The 17,593-nt window shown below is 74.5% G+C and carries 19 protein-coding genes; 11 read left to right on the top strand and 8 right to left on the bottom strand.

What is annotated here, in order from left to right:
* Positions 1-444: 444 nt before the first annotated feature.
* Positions 445-948, bottom strand: a complete 504-nt coding sequence (locus tag ACYQBY_RS03195) for a GNAT family N-acetyltransferase (RefSeq protein WP_459642339.1) — start codon at positions 946-948, stop codon at positions 445-447.
* 170 nt (positions 949-1,118) lie between these two features.
* Here ACYQBY_RS03195 and ACYQBY_RS03200 point away from each other — a divergent pair, with 170 nt between their 5' ends.
* A complete protein-coding gene (locus ACYQBY_RS03200; protein WP_459642340.1) occupies positions 1,119-1,892 on the top strand; it encodes a M15 family metallopeptidase in 774 nt (257 codons plus the stop codon).
* Between the two features lie 55 nt (positions 1,893-1,947).
* On the opposite strand, the gene ACYQBY_RS03205 is transcribed toward ACYQBY_RS03200, so the two are convergent.
* Positions 1,948-2,424 carry a MarR family winged helix-turn-helix transcriptional regulator gene (locus tag ACYQBY_RS03205; protein ID WP_459642341.1) on the bottom strand — a complete coding sequence of 159 codons (477 nt, stop codon included), beginning with the start codon at positions 2,422-2,424 and terminating at the stop codon, positions 1,948-1,950.
* A 103-nt stretch (positions 2,425-2,527) separates the two neighbouring features.
* On the opposite strand from ACYQBY_RS03205, the gene ACYQBY_RS03210 reads away from it, so the two are divergent.
* Complete coding sequence (locus tag ACYQBY_RS03210) at positions 2,528-3,082, top strand: NADPH-dependent FMN reductase (protein WP_459642342.1); 555 nt, start codon at positions 2,528-2,530, stop codon at positions 3,080-3,082.
* Between the two features lie 52 nt (positions 3,083-3,134).
* Here the strand turns inward: ACYQBY_RS03210 and ACYQBY_RS03215 are convergent, their stop codons facing one another.
* Complete coding sequence (locus tag ACYQBY_RS03215; RefSeq protein WP_459642343.1) at positions 3,135-4,073, bottom strand: DNA polymerase beta superfamily protein; 939 nt, start codon at positions 4,071-4,073, stop codon at positions 3,135-3,137.
* Positions 4,074-4,187: 114 nt separating this feature from the next.
* On the opposite strand from ACYQBY_RS03215, the gene ACYQBY_RS03220 reads away from it, so the two are divergent.
* From ACYQBY_RS03220 to ACYQBY_RS03240, 5 genes are all read left to right on the top strand, one after another.
* Complete coding sequence (locus ACYQBY_RS03220; RefSeq protein WP_459642344.1) at positions 4,188-5,258, top strand: VIT1/CCC1 transporter family protein; 1,071 nt, start codon at positions 4,188-4,190, stop codon at positions 5,256-5,258.
* 109 nt (positions 5,259-5,367) lie between these two features.
* On the top strand, positions 5,368-5,940 hold the full coding sequence (locus ACYQBY_RS03225; RefSeq protein ID WP_459642345.1) for a dihydrofolate reductase family protein: 573 nt from the start codon (positions 5,368-5,370) through the stop codon (positions 5,938-5,940).
* 58 nt (positions 5,941-5,998) lie between these two features.
* Positions 5,999-6,532, top strand: coding sequence for a hypothetical protein (locus ACYQBY_RS03230; protein ID WP_459642346.1), 534 nt, complete (start codon positions 5,999-6,001; stop codon positions 6,530-6,532).
* Between the two features lie 293 nt (positions 6,533-6,825).
* Positions 6,826-7,119, top strand: coding sequence for a DUF1272 domain-containing protein (locus ACYQBY_RS03235; protein ID WP_459642461.1), 294 nt, complete (start codon positions 6,826-6,828; stop codon positions 7,117-7,119).
* Between the two features lie 67 nt (positions 7,120-7,186).
* Positions 7,187-7,330, top strand: a complete 144-nt coding sequence (locus tag ACYQBY_RS03240) for a hypothetical protein (RefSeq protein ID WP_459642347.1) — start codon at positions 7,187-7,189, stop codon at positions 7,328-7,330.
* 201 nt (positions 7,331-7,531) lie between these two features.
* Here ACYQBY_RS03240 and ACYQBY_RS03245 read toward each other — a convergent pair whose 3' ends face one another.
* Both ACYQBY_RS03245 and ACYQBY_RS03250 read right to left on the bottom strand, forming a co-directional pair.
* Positions 7,532-8,248 (bottom strand): response regulator, encoded by a 717-nt coding sequence (locus ACYQBY_RS03245; RefSeq protein WP_459642348.1) that lies wholly within the window; start codon positions 8,246-8,248, stop codon positions 7,532-7,534.
* The gene (locus tag ACYQBY_RS03250) at positions 8,245-9,855 is read right to left on the bottom strand and encodes an ATP-binding protein (protein WP_459642349.1); all 1,611 of its coding nucleotides are present in this window, start codon (positions 9,853-9,855) and stop codon (positions 8,245-8,247) included. Before ACYQBY_RS03250 ends, ACYQBY_RS03245 begins: the two co-directional genes overlap by 4 nt.
* Positions 9,856-10,137: 282 nt before the next feature.
* Here ACYQBY_RS03250 and ACYQBY_RS03255 point away from each other — a divergent pair, with 282 nt between their 5' ends.
* The 4 genes from ACYQBY_RS03255 to ACYQBY_RS03270 are packed head-to-tail and all read left to right on the top strand — an operon-like array spanning position 10,138 to position 13,661.
* Positions 10,138-11,103 carry a Bug family tripartite tricarboxylate transporter substrate binding protein gene (locus ACYQBY_RS03255; protein ID WP_459642462.1) on the top strand — a complete coding sequence of 322 codons (966 nt, stop codon included), beginning with the start codon at positions 10,138-10,140 and terminating at the stop codon, positions 11,101-11,103.
* Positions 11,100-11,660 (top strand): tripartite tricarboxylate transporter TctB family protein, encoded by a 561-nt coding sequence (locus ACYQBY_RS03260; RefSeq protein ID WP_459642350.1) that lies wholly within the window; start codon positions 11,100-11,102, stop codon positions 11,658-11,660. The genes ACYQBY_RS03255 and ACYQBY_RS03260 overlap by 4 nt, the downstream gene beginning before the upstream one ends.
* Positions 11,653-13,266 carry a tripartite tricarboxylate transporter permease gene (locus ACYQBY_RS03265; RefSeq protein ID WP_459642351.1) on the top strand — a complete coding sequence of 538 codons (1,614 nt, stop codon included), beginning with the start codon at positions 11,653-11,655 and terminating at the stop codon, positions 13,264-13,266. Before ACYQBY_RS03260 ends, ACYQBY_RS03265 begins: the two co-directional genes overlap by 8 nt.
* A complete protein-coding gene (locus ACYQBY_RS03270; RefSeq protein ID WP_459642352.1) occupies positions 13,263-13,661 on the top strand; it encodes a universal stress protein in 399 nt (132 codons plus the stop codon). The genes ACYQBY_RS03265 and ACYQBY_RS03270 overlap by 4 nt, the downstream gene beginning before the upstream one ends.
* 13 nt (positions 13,662-13,674) lie before the next feature.
* Here ACYQBY_RS03270 and ACYQBY_RS03275 read toward each other — a convergent pair whose 3' ends face one another.
* From ACYQBY_RS03275 to ACYQBY_RS03285, 3 genes are all read right to left on the bottom strand, one after another.
* Positions 13,675-13,809: a hypothetical protein gene (locus ACYQBY_RS03275; protein WP_459642353.1), complete on the bottom strand. Its 135-nt coding sequence runs from the start codon at positions 13,807-13,809 to the stop codon at positions 13,675-13,677.
* A gap of 70 nt (positions 13,810-13,879) precedes the next feature.
* A complete protein-coding gene (locus ACYQBY_RS03280) occupies positions 13,880-14,647 on the bottom strand; it encodes an ABC transporter ATP-binding protein (protein ID WP_459642354.1) in 768 nt (255 codons plus the stop codon).
* An 11-nt stretch (positions 14,648-14,658) separates the two neighbouring features.
* Positions 14,659-17,070: an FtsX-like permease family protein gene (locus tag ACYQBY_RS03285; protein ID WP_459642355.1), complete on the bottom strand. Its 2,412-nt coding sequence runs from the start codon at positions 17,068-17,070 to the stop codon at positions 14,659-14,661.
* Positions 17,071-17,593 lie beyond the last annotated feature (523 nt).

The following is a 17,593-nucleotide window of genomic DNA, read 5'->3' on the forward strand; positions in this document are numbered from 1 at the left end:
GCGCCGCACGGCCCCTTCCCGTCAGGAGGACCCCATGCGAACCCCTCTCCCGCTGCCCGATCCCTTCCGCGACCGCCCCGCGGACCACACCCCACCGGCGACCGGTGCGCTCCCGCCGGAGGGCACCGGGCTGCGGGCGGCGGCGTCCGCGCCTCCCGCGCCGGCGCTCCAGGTCGCCCTCCCCGCCGCGGTGCCGGCGCTCCCGCCTCCCGCCGCGGGCGTCGACCGGCTCCCGCCCGCGACGGCAGCCCGGAAGGCACCGGCGTGGCAGGAACGGAGCGGCCGCTCCCGCATCCCGGGCAGGGCCGGCGGTTCCGCGCCCCGCCAGTACGCCGCACGCCGGCACTGAGGCGGCCCTGCACCGCAGGCTTCCCGCACCGCACGTTCCCGGCCCGGGCGCCCGCCCGTGGCGCCCGGGCCGGGACACCACGGTCGGGCGAGCCGCTACCCCGGCGGGGTCGCGCTCCGCAGCGGCAGCACCATGGCCGTGCGCGGTGACAGGGCGTCGAGGCCGGCGGCGGCCTCGGCGGCGCGCACCGCCCGCAGCTCCGGTCCGGGCTCGGCCAGCTCGCGGAACCCCCGGCGCCGGTAGAAGGGCCCGTTCCACGGCACGTCGCGGAAGGTCGTCAGCGTGAGGGCGGCGCGCCCCTCCCCGCGGGCCCAGCCGGCCGCGGCGGCGAGCAGCGCCGAGCCGGTGCCCCGCCCCGTCGCGGAGGGCAGCACCGCCAGCTGCTCCACGTGCGCCAGCCCGTCCACGACCTCCAGCCGCACGAACCCGGCGGGCGGGCGCCCGGCGACGAGCACGCAGGCCGCCGTCCGCAGGTCCTCCACGGAGCCGACGCAGGGCGGCAGGACGAGGCCGGCGGCGGCGAACATCCCGTCGGCCGCCGCCTCCAGCGCGGGTAGCAGGGGCAGGTCGGCCGGCTCCGCGGGCCGGACGGTGGGCACGCCCGCAGCCTCCTCCCCGCCGCGCCGCGGCGCCACCGCATTCCTCCGCGCCCCTGCCCGGCACCGGCGTCCGGCACCGGCGTCCGGCACCCGTGACGCCGTCACCCTCAAGGCGTAGCCGCCATCGGCCGACACAGTGCGGGACGACGTATCGCGGAGGGACGGGGTCAATGGACGGCATCAACGGGGTCATGTCGCGCATCGCGGAGCTCGACGCCCGGTTCGGGTCGATGCGGCCGGTGAGCGTGCCCGCGGTGGTCACGCGCCAGATCCCGGCGAGCGCCGCGGGTGGTGGCGACTTCGCGAGCGTCCTCGCCGGCGCGGCCCCCGCCCAGCAGCAGGCCGCCACCGCGCAGGCCGCCGCGCAGCCCGTCTCCTCCCACCACCTCGTCCCCCGTCAGCTCGTGGCCCAGCAGAGCGCCGCGGGATCGACCTCCGCGGGCGCCGGCACGGCCGTCGGCGGCGTCATGGGCAGCACCGCCGTCACCGGCGGCGGCACGACCGGTGGGGCCGCGGCGAGCGCGCCCGTCTCCGGCAAGCGCAACGCCGCCGGCGTCCCCGTGGAGCTGGCCGCCTACGGCAACGGCAAGATCCCCACGGGCGCCCTGCGCAGCATCGGCGTCGGCCAGCACCGCATGTGGGGCCCGGCCGCCGAGAACTTCGAGCGCATGAACGCCGCCGCGGCCAAGGACGGCATCCGCCTGAAGGTCACCGACTCTTACCGCACGTACGAGTCGCAGGTGGAGCTGGCGCAGCGCAAGGGTCTGTACTCCCAGGGCGGCCTGGCGGCCAGGCCGGGGACCAGCGAGCACGGCTGGGGCCTGAGCGTCGACATCGACACCTCCGGCGGCGCCGTGGGCTGGCTGCGGGCGCACGCCAAGGAGTACGGCTTCAGCGAGAACGTCAAGCGCGAGCCCTGGCACTGGACGTACACCGCCCGCTGAGCCGGGACGGCGCCCCCGGCCGCGACGGGGGGTGCCCCCGCCGCCCGGTGCCGCCTCAGCCCGCGCACCCGCCCGGGTCCGGGGGGTGCGACGTGTCCTGCCGCGCGCCGCACAGGCTGCGGGCGAGGTCGTCGAGGACGGCGAGGAGCTGCTGCGGCGTGGTCGCCGCCAGCCCGGCCACGGCCTCCTCGGCCTGCCGCACCCGGAGGCCGCGGACCTGCCGCGCGGCCGCCCGGCCCCTGTCCGTCAGCCGCACCACCGTCGCCCGGCGGTCCGTGGGCGAGGGCTCGCGCGTGAGGAACCCGGCGGCCTCGAGCTTGCGGGCGCTGACCGTGACGACGGGCGGCTCGCAGCCGGCGGCCGCGGCGAGCTGGGCCTGCGTGCGCGGGCCGTGCTCGTCGAGCTCCAGCAGCAGCACCTCCTGCCCGGGGTGCAGGCCGGTGGCGGCCAGCAGCTCCGCCGTGCGCGCCCGGTGGCGCAGGCACACGGCGCGGATGGCCGCGTGGACGGCCTCCGCCTCCCGCTCCTCCACACCGGCTCCCTCCGCGCAGCTTGCCGCTGATTGTTGCACCTGACACCATTAGGGTGCTAACCACTCGTACCGGCCGTGCCCGCACGGCTCAGCGGAGGCTCCCATGCGCATCCTCGTCCTGTCCGGCTCCACCCGGAGCGACTCGCTGAACACCCGCCTCGCCCACGCGGTGGCCGAGGCCCTGCCGGAGGCCGAGGTGAGCGTCGAGGCCGGCCTCGCGCGCCTGCCGCACTACGACGCGGACGTGGAGGCGCAGGGCGCCCCGGAGGTCGTCCAGGAGCTGCGCGAGGCGGTCGCCGCCAGCGACCTCCTGCTCGTGGCGACCCCCGAGTACAACGGCACGACCCCGGGGGTCCTCGTCAACGCCCTCGACTGGCTCTCGCGCCCCTACGCGCAGTCGGTGCTCATCGGCAGGCCCGCGGCGGTGCTCACCGCCTCCCCCGGCGCCCGCGGCGGGGTCCGCGCCCGCTCGCACGCCGCGCAGCTGCTGGCCACCATCGGCGCCGAGGTCGCCGGGGAGGGGCTGGCGCTCGCGCACGCGGGCGACAGGCTCGCCCCCGCCGCGCGCGCCACCCTCCTGGAGGAGATCCGCACCGCCCTGGCCCCCGCGCTGGACCTGGCCGGGCGCGAGGCCCGCGAGGGCGGGCGGGCCGCCTGATCCGCGCGGGCCGGTGCGGGGTCCCCCCGGACCCCGCGCCGGCCCGCCTGCGTCAGCCGCGCGCCCAGGCGGCCGTGTAGGAGCGGTGCAGCCAGTCGTCCACCCAGGCCCGGTCCGGCTGCTCCGGCAGGCCGCTGCCGTCGCGCAACCGCAGCAGCCGCTCCTCCGCGAGGCCGACCACCTCCAGGACCTCCGCCAGCGGCACCTCGCCGGCGCGCACCGACCGCAGGTAGCCCAGCGCCGGCTGCGGCACCGGCAGCGTGATGCGGCCGGTCGTGAGCAGTTCCACGCCCTGCAGCCCCAGGCGCAGGGCGTGCATCGCGTGCTTGGTGTCGTAGCCGTGCGCGGCCACCAGCTCCGCGCGGGGCGAGCCGCACTCCCCCGTCACGGCGGCGCGCTGGGCCCCCAGGTAGCCGAGGAAACGCTGCGCCGCCCGGCGCGAGACGAAGCGGTGGGCGTTCGCCACCAGCTCGGCACCGGCCTCGTCGCGGAACACCACCTCCTCGTCGGGGACGAACAGCAGCAGCAGGACCGTGGGGTTCCCCGCCAGGGCGAGCTGCGCCCACTTGCGCGCGGAGTACACCACGACGTCCAGATCGCCTGCGCCGGAACGGTTGCGCAGCCCACCGGGCCGGTCCCACGCGGTGTGCCGGTGGTACTGCTGGAACTGCACCCGCTCGGTGGTGCCCCGGGTTCCGGCGGGAACCCGGGCCAGACCGGTGACGAACCGGCGCGGTTCCAGGCAGATGCCCATCTCGTCGCGGTCGTCCTGCCCGCCGACGGCGGTGCCGTGCACGCCGGAGCCGACCTGCGCGCGCAGCACGAGACCGCGCTCGGCGATCCGCCGCGCCTCCTCCGAGGCGTGCGGGTGCGGGTAGCCGGCGGGCAGTTCCCGCGGGCCGTCGACCACGCCGACGTCGCGGGGCGCGCGGGTGCCGGCCGGGGCGTCCACGCAGCGCAGGACGTCGGCGGGGTTCGGCAGGGTCTCCACCGCCGCACTGTCGCACGCGGGGCTGCGCCGCCTCCTGCCGTTTTCCGCCCGCCCCCGCGCACGCCCGGCACGCGCACGACGGGCACGCACCCAGCCGTGGGACCATGGTCCACCGTGACCCGTCCCGCCTCCCCCTCCCCCGCCCACCTGCGGCGCTGGCGGCAGTACCTCGCGGACGAGCGCGCCGAGGCGGCCATCTACCGGGAGCTCGCCAGGCGCCGCGGCGGGGAGGAACGCGCCATCCTGGACGCCCTCGCCGAGGCGGAGGGCCGCCACGCCGCCCACTGGGAGCGCCTGCTCGGCCCGGACGTCGGCCTGCCCCGCAGCGCGGGCCTGCGCACCCGGGTGCTGGCGTTCCTGGCCAGGTACTTCGGGTTCGTGTTCGTGCTCGCCCTCCTCCAGCGCGCCGAGTCCCGCTCCCCCTACGAGGGCGACGCGGACGCCACCGAGGCCATGGCCGCCGACGAGCGCATCCACGGCGAGGTCGTCCGGGGCCTGGCGGTGCGCGGGCGCAACCGCCTCTCCGGCACCTTCCGGGCGGCGGTGTTCGGCGCCAACGACGGCCTGGTGAGCAACCTGTCCCTCGTGCTGGGCATGGGGGCCACCGGGGTCGGCAACCGCACCGTCCTGCTCGCGGGCCTCGCCGGGCTGCTCTCCGGGGCGCTGTCCATGGGGGCCGGGGAGTTCGTCTCCGTGCGCTCCCAGCGCGAACTGCTCGCCGCCTCCACACCGGACCCCGCCGCGCACGCCGCCCTGCCCCACCTCGACGTCGACGCCAACGAGCTGGCCCTGGTGTACCGGGCGCGGGGGATGTCCCCGGCGGAGGCCGAGGCGCACGCGGCCGAGGTGCTGCACGACCACGCGCTGGCGGCCGGCCCGCGCGCCGCCGAGGACGAGCACGAGGCCGTCGGCACCGGCCTGGGCGCGGCGCTGTCCAGCTTCGCGTTCTTCGCCTCCGGGGCGGTCGTGCCGGTGCTGCCGTACCTGCTGGGCCTGGGCGGCACCGCGGCCGCGCTCACCGCGGCCGTCCTGGTGGGCCTGGCGCTGCTGGGCACCGGCGCCGTCGTGGGGCTGCTCTCCGGTGGGCCACCGCTGCGCCGGGCGCTGCGGCAGCTGGCGATCGGGTTCGGCGCGGCCGCCGCGACGTACGCGCTGGGCCTGGCCTTCGGCACGACCCTGGGGTGAGCCGGCCCGTGCCCGGGCACCCTCCACACCGCCGAAACCGCTGGCACGCGCGCCCGCGCGTGCGGTACCCCTGTGCGGTGCGCCCGCCGGGCGCCGCGGAGGAGGCGCCGTGCGCGAGCTGACCTACTACGTCGGCGTCACCGTCGACGGGTACATCGCCGGGCCGGACGGCGACACCGGGTTCTTCCCCCTCGCCCCGGACGTGCTGGACTTCATCAGGGCGGAGTTCCCCGAGACGCTGCCCACCCACGTGCGGGCCCAGCTTGGCGTCACCGCGACCGGTTCCCGGTTCGACACGGTGGTGATGGGGCGGGGCACCTACCAGCCGGGCCTGGACGCGGGCTACCCGAGCCCGTACGGGCACCTGCGCCAGTACGTCCTGTCCCGCTCCCTGCCAGGCCCGGCGGACCCGGCGGTGGAGGTGGTCGCCGCCGACCCGGTGGGCCTGGTGCGCAGGCTCAAGGCGGAGGCGGGAGGCGGTGTGTGGCTGGCCGGCGGCGGTGCGCTGGCCTCGCAGCTGCTGGACGAGATCGACGAGCTGGTCCTCAAGCGCTACCCCGTCCTGGCGGGCGCGGGCATCCCCGTCCTCGGCGGTCGCCCCGCGCCGCGCGCGCTGTCCGTCACCGGGGAGCGGACGTTCCGCGACGGCACGGTCGTCACCACCTACCGTCCCGCCGCCTGACCCGCGCCACCCACCGCGGCCGGCACCCGGTGTCCGTCCCGGCGCCTACGCTCGGGGCGTGAAACCGGAGGAGCTGCCCGCGCCCGTGCGCGCCCTGGCCGACGCGGTGGGCGAGGCGGTGCGGGCCGCGCAGGACGGCGACACCGGCCGCCACGGCGAGGCCGCCGCGCGCCTGGCGCAGGCCGAGCCGGAACACGTGCGCCTCGTGCTCGGCGCGGTGGTGCGGGCGCTGGTGGAGCAGCTGCACCCCGAGGGCATCGACGCCGACGACGTGCGCGAGGTGGTCACCGACTGCCTGCGCGGCACCGCCGGCTGGACCCCGACCCCGCCGGAGGTGGACCCGTTCGTGCTCGTCGTCCTCGTCTGCGGCGCGCTCGGCGTGCACCCCGACGACCCCCCACCGGGCGCCGTGGCCGACGACGGCACGGCCGGGGAGGGTTCCCCGCCCCTGCACCGGGCGGCGGACCCCGCGGCGGTGGCCGCCGCCGCGACCGTCCTCGTCGCGCACCTGCTGCGCCGCTCGGGGCGCCGGCTGCCGCCGCTGCTCGCCGCGGCTTTCACCGAGATCGCCCGCGCGGAGACGCAGGACTAGGACGTGCCCTGCGGATCATCAGCGGCCGTGATCGTCGGCACCACCGGCGGCCAGCCCTTCGCCGCGATCGTCCGGGAGACCGCGGATCAGCCGCTCGGGCCTCGACCGCCTGATCACCGGCGCCAGCGCGCGAAGACGCACCGTCACGCCGCGCTCAGTGCGCGATCATGAGGGGCCGCCGATCACCCACGTGACGGCGACGAGCGCGCAGTCGTGCGAATCCCGCACGGAACAGGTTCGGACCAGCCCACTGATCGCGATCACGCCGTGCTGGCGCTGCGGCCCTCGTGCGAGTGCTGCGGGGAAGACGTCCCGATTCCCCGGAGGCGGTGATCTGCTCGTCCGAGGACACGTTCTGCCGCCGGTGCGTCGAGCAGAAACTCCTGCACAGGTGCCTCGACTGCCGCGGAGGGTTCGCTGCCCGTCCGGTCCGCCCGGTGGGTGCTCCGGCGGGCACCCCACGTCAACCGTCCACGTCCGCCATCCCGAAGGGTGTGCGGACGTGGACGGCCGAGCGCAGCCACGCCCGAGCCTCACGCTCATACCGCCGTGCGGGCGTGGTCGTGGCGGCAGGACCAGACAGGTGACGTCTGCGTCTGCTGAAGGGCGGGGAGTCCCGGTCGACAAGCTCTCACCGACAGCGACCGCTCCTCCGTGCGCACGCTCGTGCTCAGCTCCGGCTCGCTCGGAACCGCCGCCGGTCCGTTCCTGCTGCTGGGCACCTGGAACGGAGCCCACGACTCCCGCTCGGAGCGGATGCGGGACGAGGACCAGCGCATCGACGCCCTCGACGCCTGACCCCACCGGGGCACAGCACGACATCCGGCCTGCTGCACCGGCTCGCCAGGAGCAGGCAGGAGCACCCGCACACACCGCCGAGCCCTTCTCGGGAGCGAGGGGCCGCTACGGGGGGCGCTGTGCCCGGCTGTGGCCGGAACGTTCCGGACATCGCGCTCGCCGCCGCCGCGTCGAGCGCTGCGGTGCCGGCGAGCGAAGTGGTCACCCCGTCCAGCGGTAGCCGTTCTCCGGGCGCCCTGCCCGGCCGTAGCGCGGATGCACGCTCGCCAGGCCGATCCGCTCCAGGTGCTCCAGGTAGCGGCGCACGCTCACCCGCGCGATGCCGCACAGCTGCGCCAGTTCGGTGGCGGACACGTTCCCGTCGCCCTCTCCTCCGGCCGCACGCAGGTGCGTGAGGATCACCTGCAGCGTTCTGGGCGACAACCCCTTCGGCAGCGACGGCGGCTGCTGGCGCGCACGCAGCAGCCGGTCGACCTCGTCCTGCCCGAGCTCCCGGGTGCTGTGCCCGCCGGAGAACTCGCTGCGCTGGTCGGCGTAGGCCCGCATCCGGTCCGAGAAGGTCGCGAGCGAGAAGGGTTTGACGAGGTAGTGCCAGACCCCACCCGCCATCGCGTCGCGCACCGTGTCGACCTCGCGGGCTGCTGTGATGGCGATGACGTCCACGGCCGTCTGGGTCGCCCGCAACCTGCGCAGCACGTCGATGCCCGACTCGTCGGGCAGGTGGATGTCCAGGAGCACCAGGTCCGCCGCGCTCGCCCGCACGGCCGGCAGGACGTCCACCCCGCGGTGCACCACGCCGCACACCGCGAAACCCTCCAGCGTCTCGACGAAGGCGCGGTGCACGCCCGCCACGGCGGCGTCGTCGTCCACCACGAGCACTCGCACCGGCTCGCCGGGCTGCGCCGGGGACGCGTTCACCGGACGCTCCGCGCGACGGGCCGCGGTACCCGTGCGGCCGGCAGCTCCACCTCGACGCGTGCCCCGCCCAGGGGGGACTCCAGCACGACCGCGCGGCCGCCGCGGCGGGCCGCGACGCGCGCCACCAGCGCCAGGCCGATCCCGTGCCCGTGCTGGCCCCGACCGCTCTTCGTCGTGACCCCGACCTGGAACACCTCCGTCCGCCGCTGCGGGGACACGCCGGGGCCGTCGTCGTCGACGCGCACCAGCAGCGACCCCGGTTCCTGCGTCGTCGCGGCGCGCAGCAACGCCACGACCACCGTCCCGCCCGCACCGGCGGCGTCGACGGCGTTGTCGACGAGGTTGCCCAGCACGGTCAGCAGGTCGTCGTCGCCCGCGGCGGCGTCCAGCTCGCTGGCCGGGTCCAGCGTCACCCGGCAGCCGCGCCCACGCCCCACCGCTGCCTTCGCCAGCAGCAGCGCCGCGGTCTCCGGGTCGCGGACCCTGGGCGGGTCCCCGGCCGAGAGCAGGTCCCCGCCACCGCCGATGCGGTCGATGAAGGACAGCGCCTGCTCCGGGCGCCCCAGCTCCAGCAGCCCCTGGACGACGTGCAGGTGGTTGGAGAACTCGTGCGCCTGCGCCTGCAGCGTTCCTGTCAGGCTGCGCTGGGAGTCCAGCTCCCGCATCGCGGTGACCAGCTCCGTGCGGTCGCGCAGTGTCAGCAGGTACGCGACCTGGCGTCCCGACACCACCGCGGAGGTGCGGTTGGCCACCAGCAACCGCTCACCCGCGAGCAGGGGTTCGTCGATCAGGTCGCGCGGCCCGGTGATGAGGTCGAGCACGTGGGCGTCGAGGACGTCGGCCGCGGCGCGCCCCGTCGGGTCGGCGGGCAGGTCCAGCAGGCGCAGCGCCTCGTCGTTGGCCAGGACCAGCACCCCGGCCCTGTCCACCGCCAGGACACCCTCGCGGATGCCGTGGAGCATCGCCTCCCTCGCCTCCAGCAACCGCCCGATCTCCTCTGGTTCGAGACCGTGGATGCGCCGGCGCACCAGCCGCGTCAGCAGGTACGAGGCGGCTGAGCCGAGCAGCGCCGCACCCGCCATCCACGCCACCAGCACGGGGACGTCCTCGCGCAGGTCGTCGGCGAGCTCGGTCTCCAGGATGCCGACGCTCGCGGCGCCGATCACCTGCCCCGACCCGTCGCGCACCGGCACCTTCGCCCGCAGCGACTCCCCCAGCGTTCCCGTCTCCGTGCCGACGTAGACGCGCCCCGCCAGTGTCCCCGACGGGTCGGTCGACACACGCTCGCCGATGCGCGCCGGGTCGGGGTGGGAGTACCGGACCCCCGACGCGTCCGTCATCACCACGAACGTCATGCCCGCCGCCTGCCGCAGCAGCTCCGCCAGCGGCTGCAGCGCAGCCGCTGGGTCCGGGTCGTCGTAGGCGTCGACGACGCTGGGCAACCTCGCCGTCGAGGTGGCGACGGTGAGGACCTGCTGGCGGTAGGCGTCGCGGATCTGCTGCTGCTGGAGGCGCACTGCGAGCGCGCCGGCGATGGTCACCGTGAGCAGCACGATGCCCACCTGCAGAACCAGCAACTGCAACCCGAGCGGCATCGACCGACGCACGCGACCAGTGTGCCCCACCCCCGCCGGCGATCGAAGACCTGGCCGCCACCGCCCGATGAGCGCTCCCCGGACGGCGCCGCTCGGCGACCACAACGACCGGAACGACCAATAGCCGCCGCAACGCCCGGCCCGGGCGCCCCGCTCCTACGGTTCGAGCACCCTGACGACCCTCGACGAGGAGGACTCGTGCTCCGCACCGCCGCCACCACCCGCACCAGAGCCGCCGAACGCGGTGTCCCCCGCACCCCGACGCACCGTCTCCTCACCCGCCGCGCCGCGGTCGTGCTCGCCGTCGGGACCCTCGCCCTCACCACGGCGTGCTCCGAGGGCGGCTCCACCTCCCCCGGCGGCGGCGGGCAGGAACGCATCCGCCGCCTGCAGATCATGGCGCCCGCCGACCCGGGCGGCGGCTGGGACTCCAGCGCCCGCGCGATGGCCTCCGCGATCGAGGGCGAGGAGCTCGCCGGCAGCGTGCAGGTGAGCAACGTCGGCGGCGCGGGAGGCACCGTCGGCCTCGCGGAGCTGAAGAACGAGCGCAGCGAGGACTTCCTCATGGTCATGGGTCTCGTCATGGTCGGCGCGATCGAGACCAACGGCTCGCAAGCCACCCTCGACGACGTCACGCCCATCGCCCGCCTCACCGGCGAGGACGAGATCATCGTCGTGCCGGCGGACTCCCCCTACCAGAGCCTCGCGGACCTCGTGGCGGACATGTCCGCGCGAGGCCAGGGCGTGGCCATCGCCGGCGGATCCGCAGGCGGCACCGACCACATGCTCGCCGGGCTGCTGGCCAAGGCGGCGGGCGTCCCCGCCGCCAACATCAACTACGTGCCGTTCTCCGGTGGTGGTGAGTCCCTCGCCGCTCTGCTGGGAGGACAGGTGTCCGCGGGCATCTCCGGTGTCGGGGAGTATGCCGAGCAGGTGCGCTCCGGTGATCTGCGCGCTCTGGCCGTCTCCGGTGAAGAGCGCGTCGAGGGCCTCGACGTCCCGACCATCACCGAGGCCGGCTACGACGTCACCCTGACCAACTGGCGTGGGGTGGTGGCGCCTCCGGGGATCAGCGACGAGGCCCGGCAGAAACTGTCCGCCCTCGTCGAGCAGATGCACGCCTCGCAGTCCTGGAAGGACCTGCTGGCGACCAACGACTGGGACGACGAGTACCTCTCCGGGGCCGAGTTCGAAGCCTTCCTGGACGAGGAGGAGACCCGCGTCGAGGGCGTCCTGAAGGACATCGGGCTGACGTCGTGACAGGCGTCCCCGCACTCGGCGCCGCCGGCGCCGGGACGGGTGCCGGCGCTGCGTCGGCACCTGCTCGCCCCCGGCGCTGGCCGGAACTGCTGCTGCCCGTGGCGATCACCGCCCTCGGCGTCTACACCGTCGTGCATGCCGGCACCATCGCCCAGACCGGCACCCAGAACACCGTCGGGCCCCGCGTCTTCCCCTACGCGGTCGGGATGCTGCTCATCGCCGCAGGCGTTGCCGTCGTCGCCGCCGTCCTGACCGGGCGGCGCGGGGAGGTGGAGGACTCCGAGGACGTCGACGCCTCCGCCGGGACCGATTGGGTCACCGTCGCCGAGCTCACCGGGTCCTTCGCGGCGCTCGTCGTCCTCGTCGAGCCCCTCGGCTGGCCGATCGCGGCCACCCTGCTCTTCGGCGGCACGGCCTGGTCGCTGGGCGCCCGGCCCGTGTGGCGCCCGGTCGTCGTCGGCCTGGTCATCGCCGTCGGCACCCACATCCTCTTCCTCCAGGTCCTGGGGCTGTACCTGCCCGCAGGGCCGCTGTCGGGAGTGATCGGCTTTGGGTGACTTCGGCCTGCTCGCGGACGGGTTCGCCACGGCCCTCAACCCCGCCTACCTGCTGTACGCGCTCATCGGCGTCACGGTCGGCACCGCCGTGGGTGTCCTGCCCGGCATCGGCCCGGCGATGACGGTCGCGCTGCTGCTGCCGCTGACGTACTCCCTCGAACCCGAGGCCGCGCTCATCATGTTCGCGGGCATCTACTACGGGGGGATGTACGGCGGGTCGACCACCTCGATCCTCCTGAACACCCCCGGCGAATCGGCGTCGATCATCACCGCCCTGGAGGGCAATGCGATGGCCCGGGCCGGGCGCGGCGCGGCGGCCCTGGCGACCGCCGCGATCGGCTCGTTCGTCGCCGGCACCATCGGCACCCTCGGGCTCACCCTGCTGGCACCGGTCCTCGCCGAGTTCGCAGTCCAGCTCGGCCCAGCGGATTTCGTCGCGCTGATGGTCGTCGCCTTCCTCACCGTCGCCGCGGTGATGGGCAGCTCCCCCGCCCGCGGCATCGCCTCGCTCGGGATCGGCCTGTTCATCGGCCTCATCGGCACCGACCTCATCACCGGACAACAGCGCTACACCTTCGGCCTGCCGGCGCTGGCCGACGGGATCGACGTCGTCGTCGTCGCGGTCGGTGTCTTCGCCGTCGGGGAGGCCCTGCTCGTCGCGGCCCGGATGCGCCGCGGACCCATCCCCCTCGTCCCCATCTCCGGGTCGTGGTTCACCCGCGAGGACTTCCGCCGGTCCTGGCCCGCCTGGCTGCGTGGCTCGCTCGTGGGCTTCCCCATCGGGACGATTCCCGCCGGCGGCGCGGACGTCGCCACGTTCCTCTCCTACGGGCTGGAGCGGAAGGTGTCGGGCCGCAAGGAGGAGTTCGGCAAGGGCGCCATCGAGGGCGTGGCCGGGCCGGAGGCCGCGAACAACGCCGCCGCCGCCGGTGTCCTCGTGCCGTTGCTGACCCTGGGCCTGCCGACATCGGCGACCGCGGCCGTCATCCTCGTCGCCTTCCAGAGCTACGGCATCGACCCCGGGCCCACGCTGTTCACCGACGAGGCAGCGCTGGTGTGGGCGCTCATCGCCAGCCTGTACGTCGGCAACCTGCTGCTGCTGGTCCTGAACCTGCCGCTGGCCCGGGTGTGGGTGAAGCTGCTGCAGATCCCCCGCCCCTACCTCTACGCCGGCATCCTCACCTTCGCCGCGCTCGGCAGCTACTCCGTCGGGTCTTCCACCACCGACCTCGTCCTGCTGTTCCTGCTCGGACTCCTGGGCTGGGCGATGCGCGTGCACGGCTACCCCGTCGCGCCCGCCGTGATCGGCCTCATCCTCGGCCCGCTGGCCGAGAAGCAGTTGCGCCGCGCGCTGCAGATCAGCCAGGGAGATCTCGCGGTCCTCGTCAGCACGCCGTTCACCATCGCCACGTACGGCGCGCTCTTCCTGTTGCTGGCAGGCAGCTTCTACCTCAAGCGCCGCGAACGCCGCCTCGGTGAGGTGGTCCTGGCCTCGGCCCACGCCGACGACGCGCCCAGCCGCGACAACCCCGCCACCGGCACCCACGGCAGCGGCGACACCATCGAGACACCGGCCCGGCCCGGTGCAGGACGGGAGCAGTCATGACCATCATCGTCGGCTACACACCCAGCCCCCAGGGGGATGCCGCCCTGACGTTCGCCCTCGATGAAGCCGACCGGCGCGGAGAGGCGCTGTACGTGCTCAACACCTCCCGTGGCGACAAGATCGTCGATCCGCGCTTCGCCGACGAGCAACAGCTCGCCGCCGCCCAGCGGCGCCTGGAGGAAGCAGGCGTCGAGTTCGAACTCCACCAGCGCGTCGAGGGCCGGGACGCCGCCGAGCAGCTGCTGCGCGCGGCCGAGGAACAGCAGGCCACGGCCATCATCATCGGCCTGCGCCGCCGCAGCCCCACCGGCAAGCTCATCTTCGGCAGCGAAGCGCAGACGGTGCTCCTGGAGGCCGACTGCCCCGTGCTCGCCGTGAAGGCACCCAAGGGCTGACGGGCACCCGACCTCACCGCGGGCGGGGCGCGTTCGTGCCGGTGGGGCGGTCGCCGCTCGGCGTGGTGCACCCCGTGTGCGCCACCTCCACCTCGTGGCTGCCCGGAGGTGTGCGGTCGGCGAGCAGGACCGGGTCCTGCTCGCCCACCAGGACGGCCTCGGCCGCTGCCCCGGGTCGGCGTGACCGTGACGGGCCGGTCCGCCGGGTCGCCGGAGCGTCAGAAGCCCAGGTTCCTGAGCCACGTCAGGAGGCCGTCCTCACGCTGCCGCGCCTCCCCCTCCCGCCACCGCCCCGGCTCGTGCGAGGCCACGAGCAGGCCGTCGCGGAGGTAGACGACGCGGTCGCCGCGGGCGGCGACGGCCGGGTCGTGGGTGACCATGACGATCGTGGTCCCGCTCCGGTGCACGTCCGTCAGCGCGTCCATGACCTCGGCCGACATCCTGCTGTTCAGCGCTCCCGTCGGCTCGTCCGCGAACAGGACGGACGGCTCGCCCGCCAGCGCCCGGCAGAGGGAGGCCCGCTGCAGCTGGCCGCCGGAGACCTGCGTGATGCCGTGGTTCCCGAGGTCCGCGATGCCGAACCGCTCCATGAGCGCGTCCGCACGTGCGATCGCGGCGTCCTCGCCCGTCCTGGACACGGCTTTGAGCGCGGGCAGCAGGATGTTGTCCCGCACGTCGAGGTTGCCGAGGAAGTGCGCCTGCTGGAAGACGAAGCCCATCCGCCTGAGGCGCACGTCGGCCATCTCGGCGTCGCTCAGGGACGTCAGCTCGCGTCCTTCCAGCAGGACCTTCCCGCCCGTGGGCCGGTCCATGCCGCTGATGCTGTACAGCAGCGTCGACTTGCCCGAGCCGGACGCGCCCATGATGACGAGGAACTCCCCCGCCCGCACGGACAGGTCGATGCCGCGGAGCACGGCGGTCGGGGCCTCGGTCGAGAAGTACGTCTTGGTGAGTGCCCGCGACTCGAGCGTCACGTCCTGGATCATGAGTTCTCCCCTCATCCCCGGAGCCACCGGCTCTTGTCGGCGCCCCGGACACCGGCGGTGAGCAGGACGACGCCGAGATGGCCCGCCCCGACGAGGAGCAACGGGTGGAGCGCGTACACGAGCCACGGGTCGGGGATGAACGTCAGGTCCGAGATGTTCATCCGGAGCGCGGCGAGCAGACCGCTCGCCAGGGTCTCCCCGCCCGTCGCCGCGAACAGGATCCCGAGCAGCGTGCCGGCGACCGCCGTCACCAGCGTCTTCGTCCGCACCTGCCCGATGACCTCGCTCGCCGAGAACCCGATCGCGGAGAGCACGCCCATCTTCGACCGGTCCCGCGTGAGCCGGAGTTCGAGGAACAGGCTCGTGACGAGCAGCGCCACCCCGATCCCGAAGACCAGCGCCAGCCGGGCCGCGCTCCGGAACGCGTCGGTCGTTCCGGCGAAGGTCTGCTCCAGGTACTCCGCCATCGGGAGGACGACGGCGGTGGGGAACTGCTCCTCCAGCGCACCGGCGACGGTCACCGGATCCTCGCCGTCGACCACGTCGGCGTAGAAGTGGTACGCGGACGCGCCCTGCGTGACATCGCCCTGCATCTTGGCGGTCTTCCCACCGGCCGTGAGGTCCTGGTACACCCCGCTGACCTCGACCTCGGTCGACCTGCCGCCGCGCTCGACGGTCATGGTGTCGCCGATGCCCATCTGGAGCTCGGAGGCGTTCAGCGCCGACAGCGCGATCTGCCCGGCCTCCGGCGCGCCGCCCTCCGTGAACCGCACCGTCTCGCCGGAGTGGTCACCGACCTCCACGGGCAGGCTCACCACCCCTCCTGCGCTCCCCGTCCGGTACTGCACGCTCGCGTAGGCCCGCAGGTCGACGAGCCGCTCGTCGCCCTCCAGAGCGGCGGCCACCTCCTGGCGCACACCGTCGACCTCGTCCTGGAACTGCACGTCGACGCGCAGGTCGCGCTCAGGCGCACCCATGTAGGTGACGAACCGCGGGCTCTCGAACGTGCTGAGCAGGTTGGCCGGCACGGTGATCAGCACCGCCGTGAGGAAGAACACGACGGGCAGGAGGATCCACTGCCCGCCCTCGGCCCGCAGGTCGAGGAAGGCGAGGCGCCGGTTGATGCTCGCGCCCGACGACGACGTCAGGCCGGTCCGCCGCACCCCGCGCGCCTGGCGTCCGGCGCGCCGGGCGGTCTGTTCCTGGTTCAGCGTGCTGCCGTGCACGAGGGCGTTGACGACCTCGATCCTCCGCACCCCGCCGAGCACGCGGCGGCAGATCGCGACCACGGTCAGGAAGACCGCCGCCAGCGCGATCAGGGGCACCAGGAACGTCCACGGCCCCGTCTCCGCCGCGGCGTAGTTCGCCTGGAGGCTCTTCGTCAGGGAGTTCGTGGCGAAGATCGCGAGGATGCCACCCACGACGCAGGCGGCCAGTGTCATCACGGTGTACTTGGACAGGTACAGGCCGGAGATCGCGCGGTCCGGGATGCCGATCGCCTTCATGGCGCCGATCTCCCGGACCTCGTCCTCCAGCGTTCCCGTGATGACGAACCGCAGGGTGAGCAGCGCGACGACGACGAGGAGCAGGCTGATGAAGATCAGCGCCACGGCCGACAGGCCGTCGCTGAACGTGTTGATGATCTGGATCTGCTGACCCGTGATCGCCGGGCCGTTCTTCGGCAGTGCCTCGTCGGACTCGTACGCGCCCTGGAAGTCGCTCGCCAGTCCCGCGTCGGAGAGCCGGTACTCGACGATGACCTCGGGCAGACCACCAGCCTGCCGGAGCTGCTCGAAGTCCTCGTCGGAGATCAGCACGCGCGTCCCGCTGTTCGCCGACGCCGCCATCTGGGCGTCCTTCACGACCCCCTGGACATCCAGCGCGAACGGTCCCCGGTCGGTCGAGACGGTCAGCGTGTCACCGGCCTGCAGACCGAAGGCCTGCTGGTACTTGACCGGGACGTACACCTCGCCGCGCGCCGGCTCGGGTGTGTCCCCGTTCTCGTCGACGAGGTGGTCGAACTCGTCGTTCTGCGTCACGAAGAGGTTGTCGAACCGGCTCGAGCTCATGGAACCGGACTCGCCCGTGGCCGGGCGGTGCCAGCTCAGGGCGTTGCTCCCGTAGCCGACCATCTCGGTGACGAGCCACGAGTCGATCTCGTCGTGCCCGGCGGCGAACGTCTCCAGCGCCGACCGGTCGTACCCGCCCTTGTGCATCTGCAGGAAGTGCGGCGGCTTCGCCTGCTCGAAGAGCCCGCCGACCGATCCCGTGAGCCGCTCGACCACCATCGATCCGGTCGCCATGAGGAAGGCGCTCAGGACCAGGATGACGATCAGGGCGGCGTTGACGCCCTTGTTCCGGACCAGATCGTTGTACGCGTAGCGGAGGTACAGGTGCTCCCTCGTCCTCGCTCGATCCCTCACGAGATGCTCCGGACCGGCTCTTCGCGGTCGGGCGCGCGGGGCCGGGGACGGGCGTGGACGGCGCGTCGGTGCCGGGGTGGGGGCCTTCCGGGGACGGGGGTTCTCACACCGTCCATCGTGGAGACGTCGGGGTGCCTGACGCCACCCTCGCCCACCCTGACCTGACCCTGATCCGCCGCAGGGCGACCAGGGCCGCCGGCGACGTGCGCCGCTGCCGGGGAGCGCGCGATCCGCCGACCGCCGGTGACTGCCACCAGGAGCACCACGACAGCTGCTGCCGTGCAGGTCAGCGCGCACCAGCACATCGGAGCGATCGCGGCGTGGTGACCGGCTTCCCGTGCGGCATCGCTGCTGCGGGTGGCGCGGGTGCGGATGCCGACCAGGCCGTTGCGCACGAGGTCACCGCGAGCAGCGGCCCGGGTCGTCGTCACCGTCACGATCCCGGTGATGAGGAACGCGGGGAGCACGCTCATCGCCGCTGCCGGTCCGTTCGTGCTGATCACCCTACGAAGTCGCACGCGGT

Source organism: Kineococcus anabasis (assembly GCF_054590795.1).

What these genes read in the sequence shown, in the direction of transcription:
- ACYQBY_RS03200 (WP_459642340.1), top strand. Translation starts at nt 1,119, where the DNA reads ATGGACGGCATCAACGGGGTCATGTCGCGCATCGCGGAGCTCGACGCC.
- ACYQBY_RS03210 (WP_459642342.1), top strand. Translation starts at nt 2,528, where the DNA reads ATGCGCATCCTCGTCCTGTCCGGCTCCACCCGGAGCGACTCGCTGAAC.
- ACYQBY_RS03270 (WP_459642352.1), top strand. Translation starts at nt 13,263, where the DNA reads ATGACCATCATCGTCGGCTACACACCCAGCCCCCAGGGGGATGCCGCC.
- ACYQBY_RS03280 (WP_459642354.1), bottom strand. Translation starts at nt 14,647, where the DNA reads ATGATCCAGGACGTGACGCTCGAGTCGCGGGCACTCACCAAGACGTAC.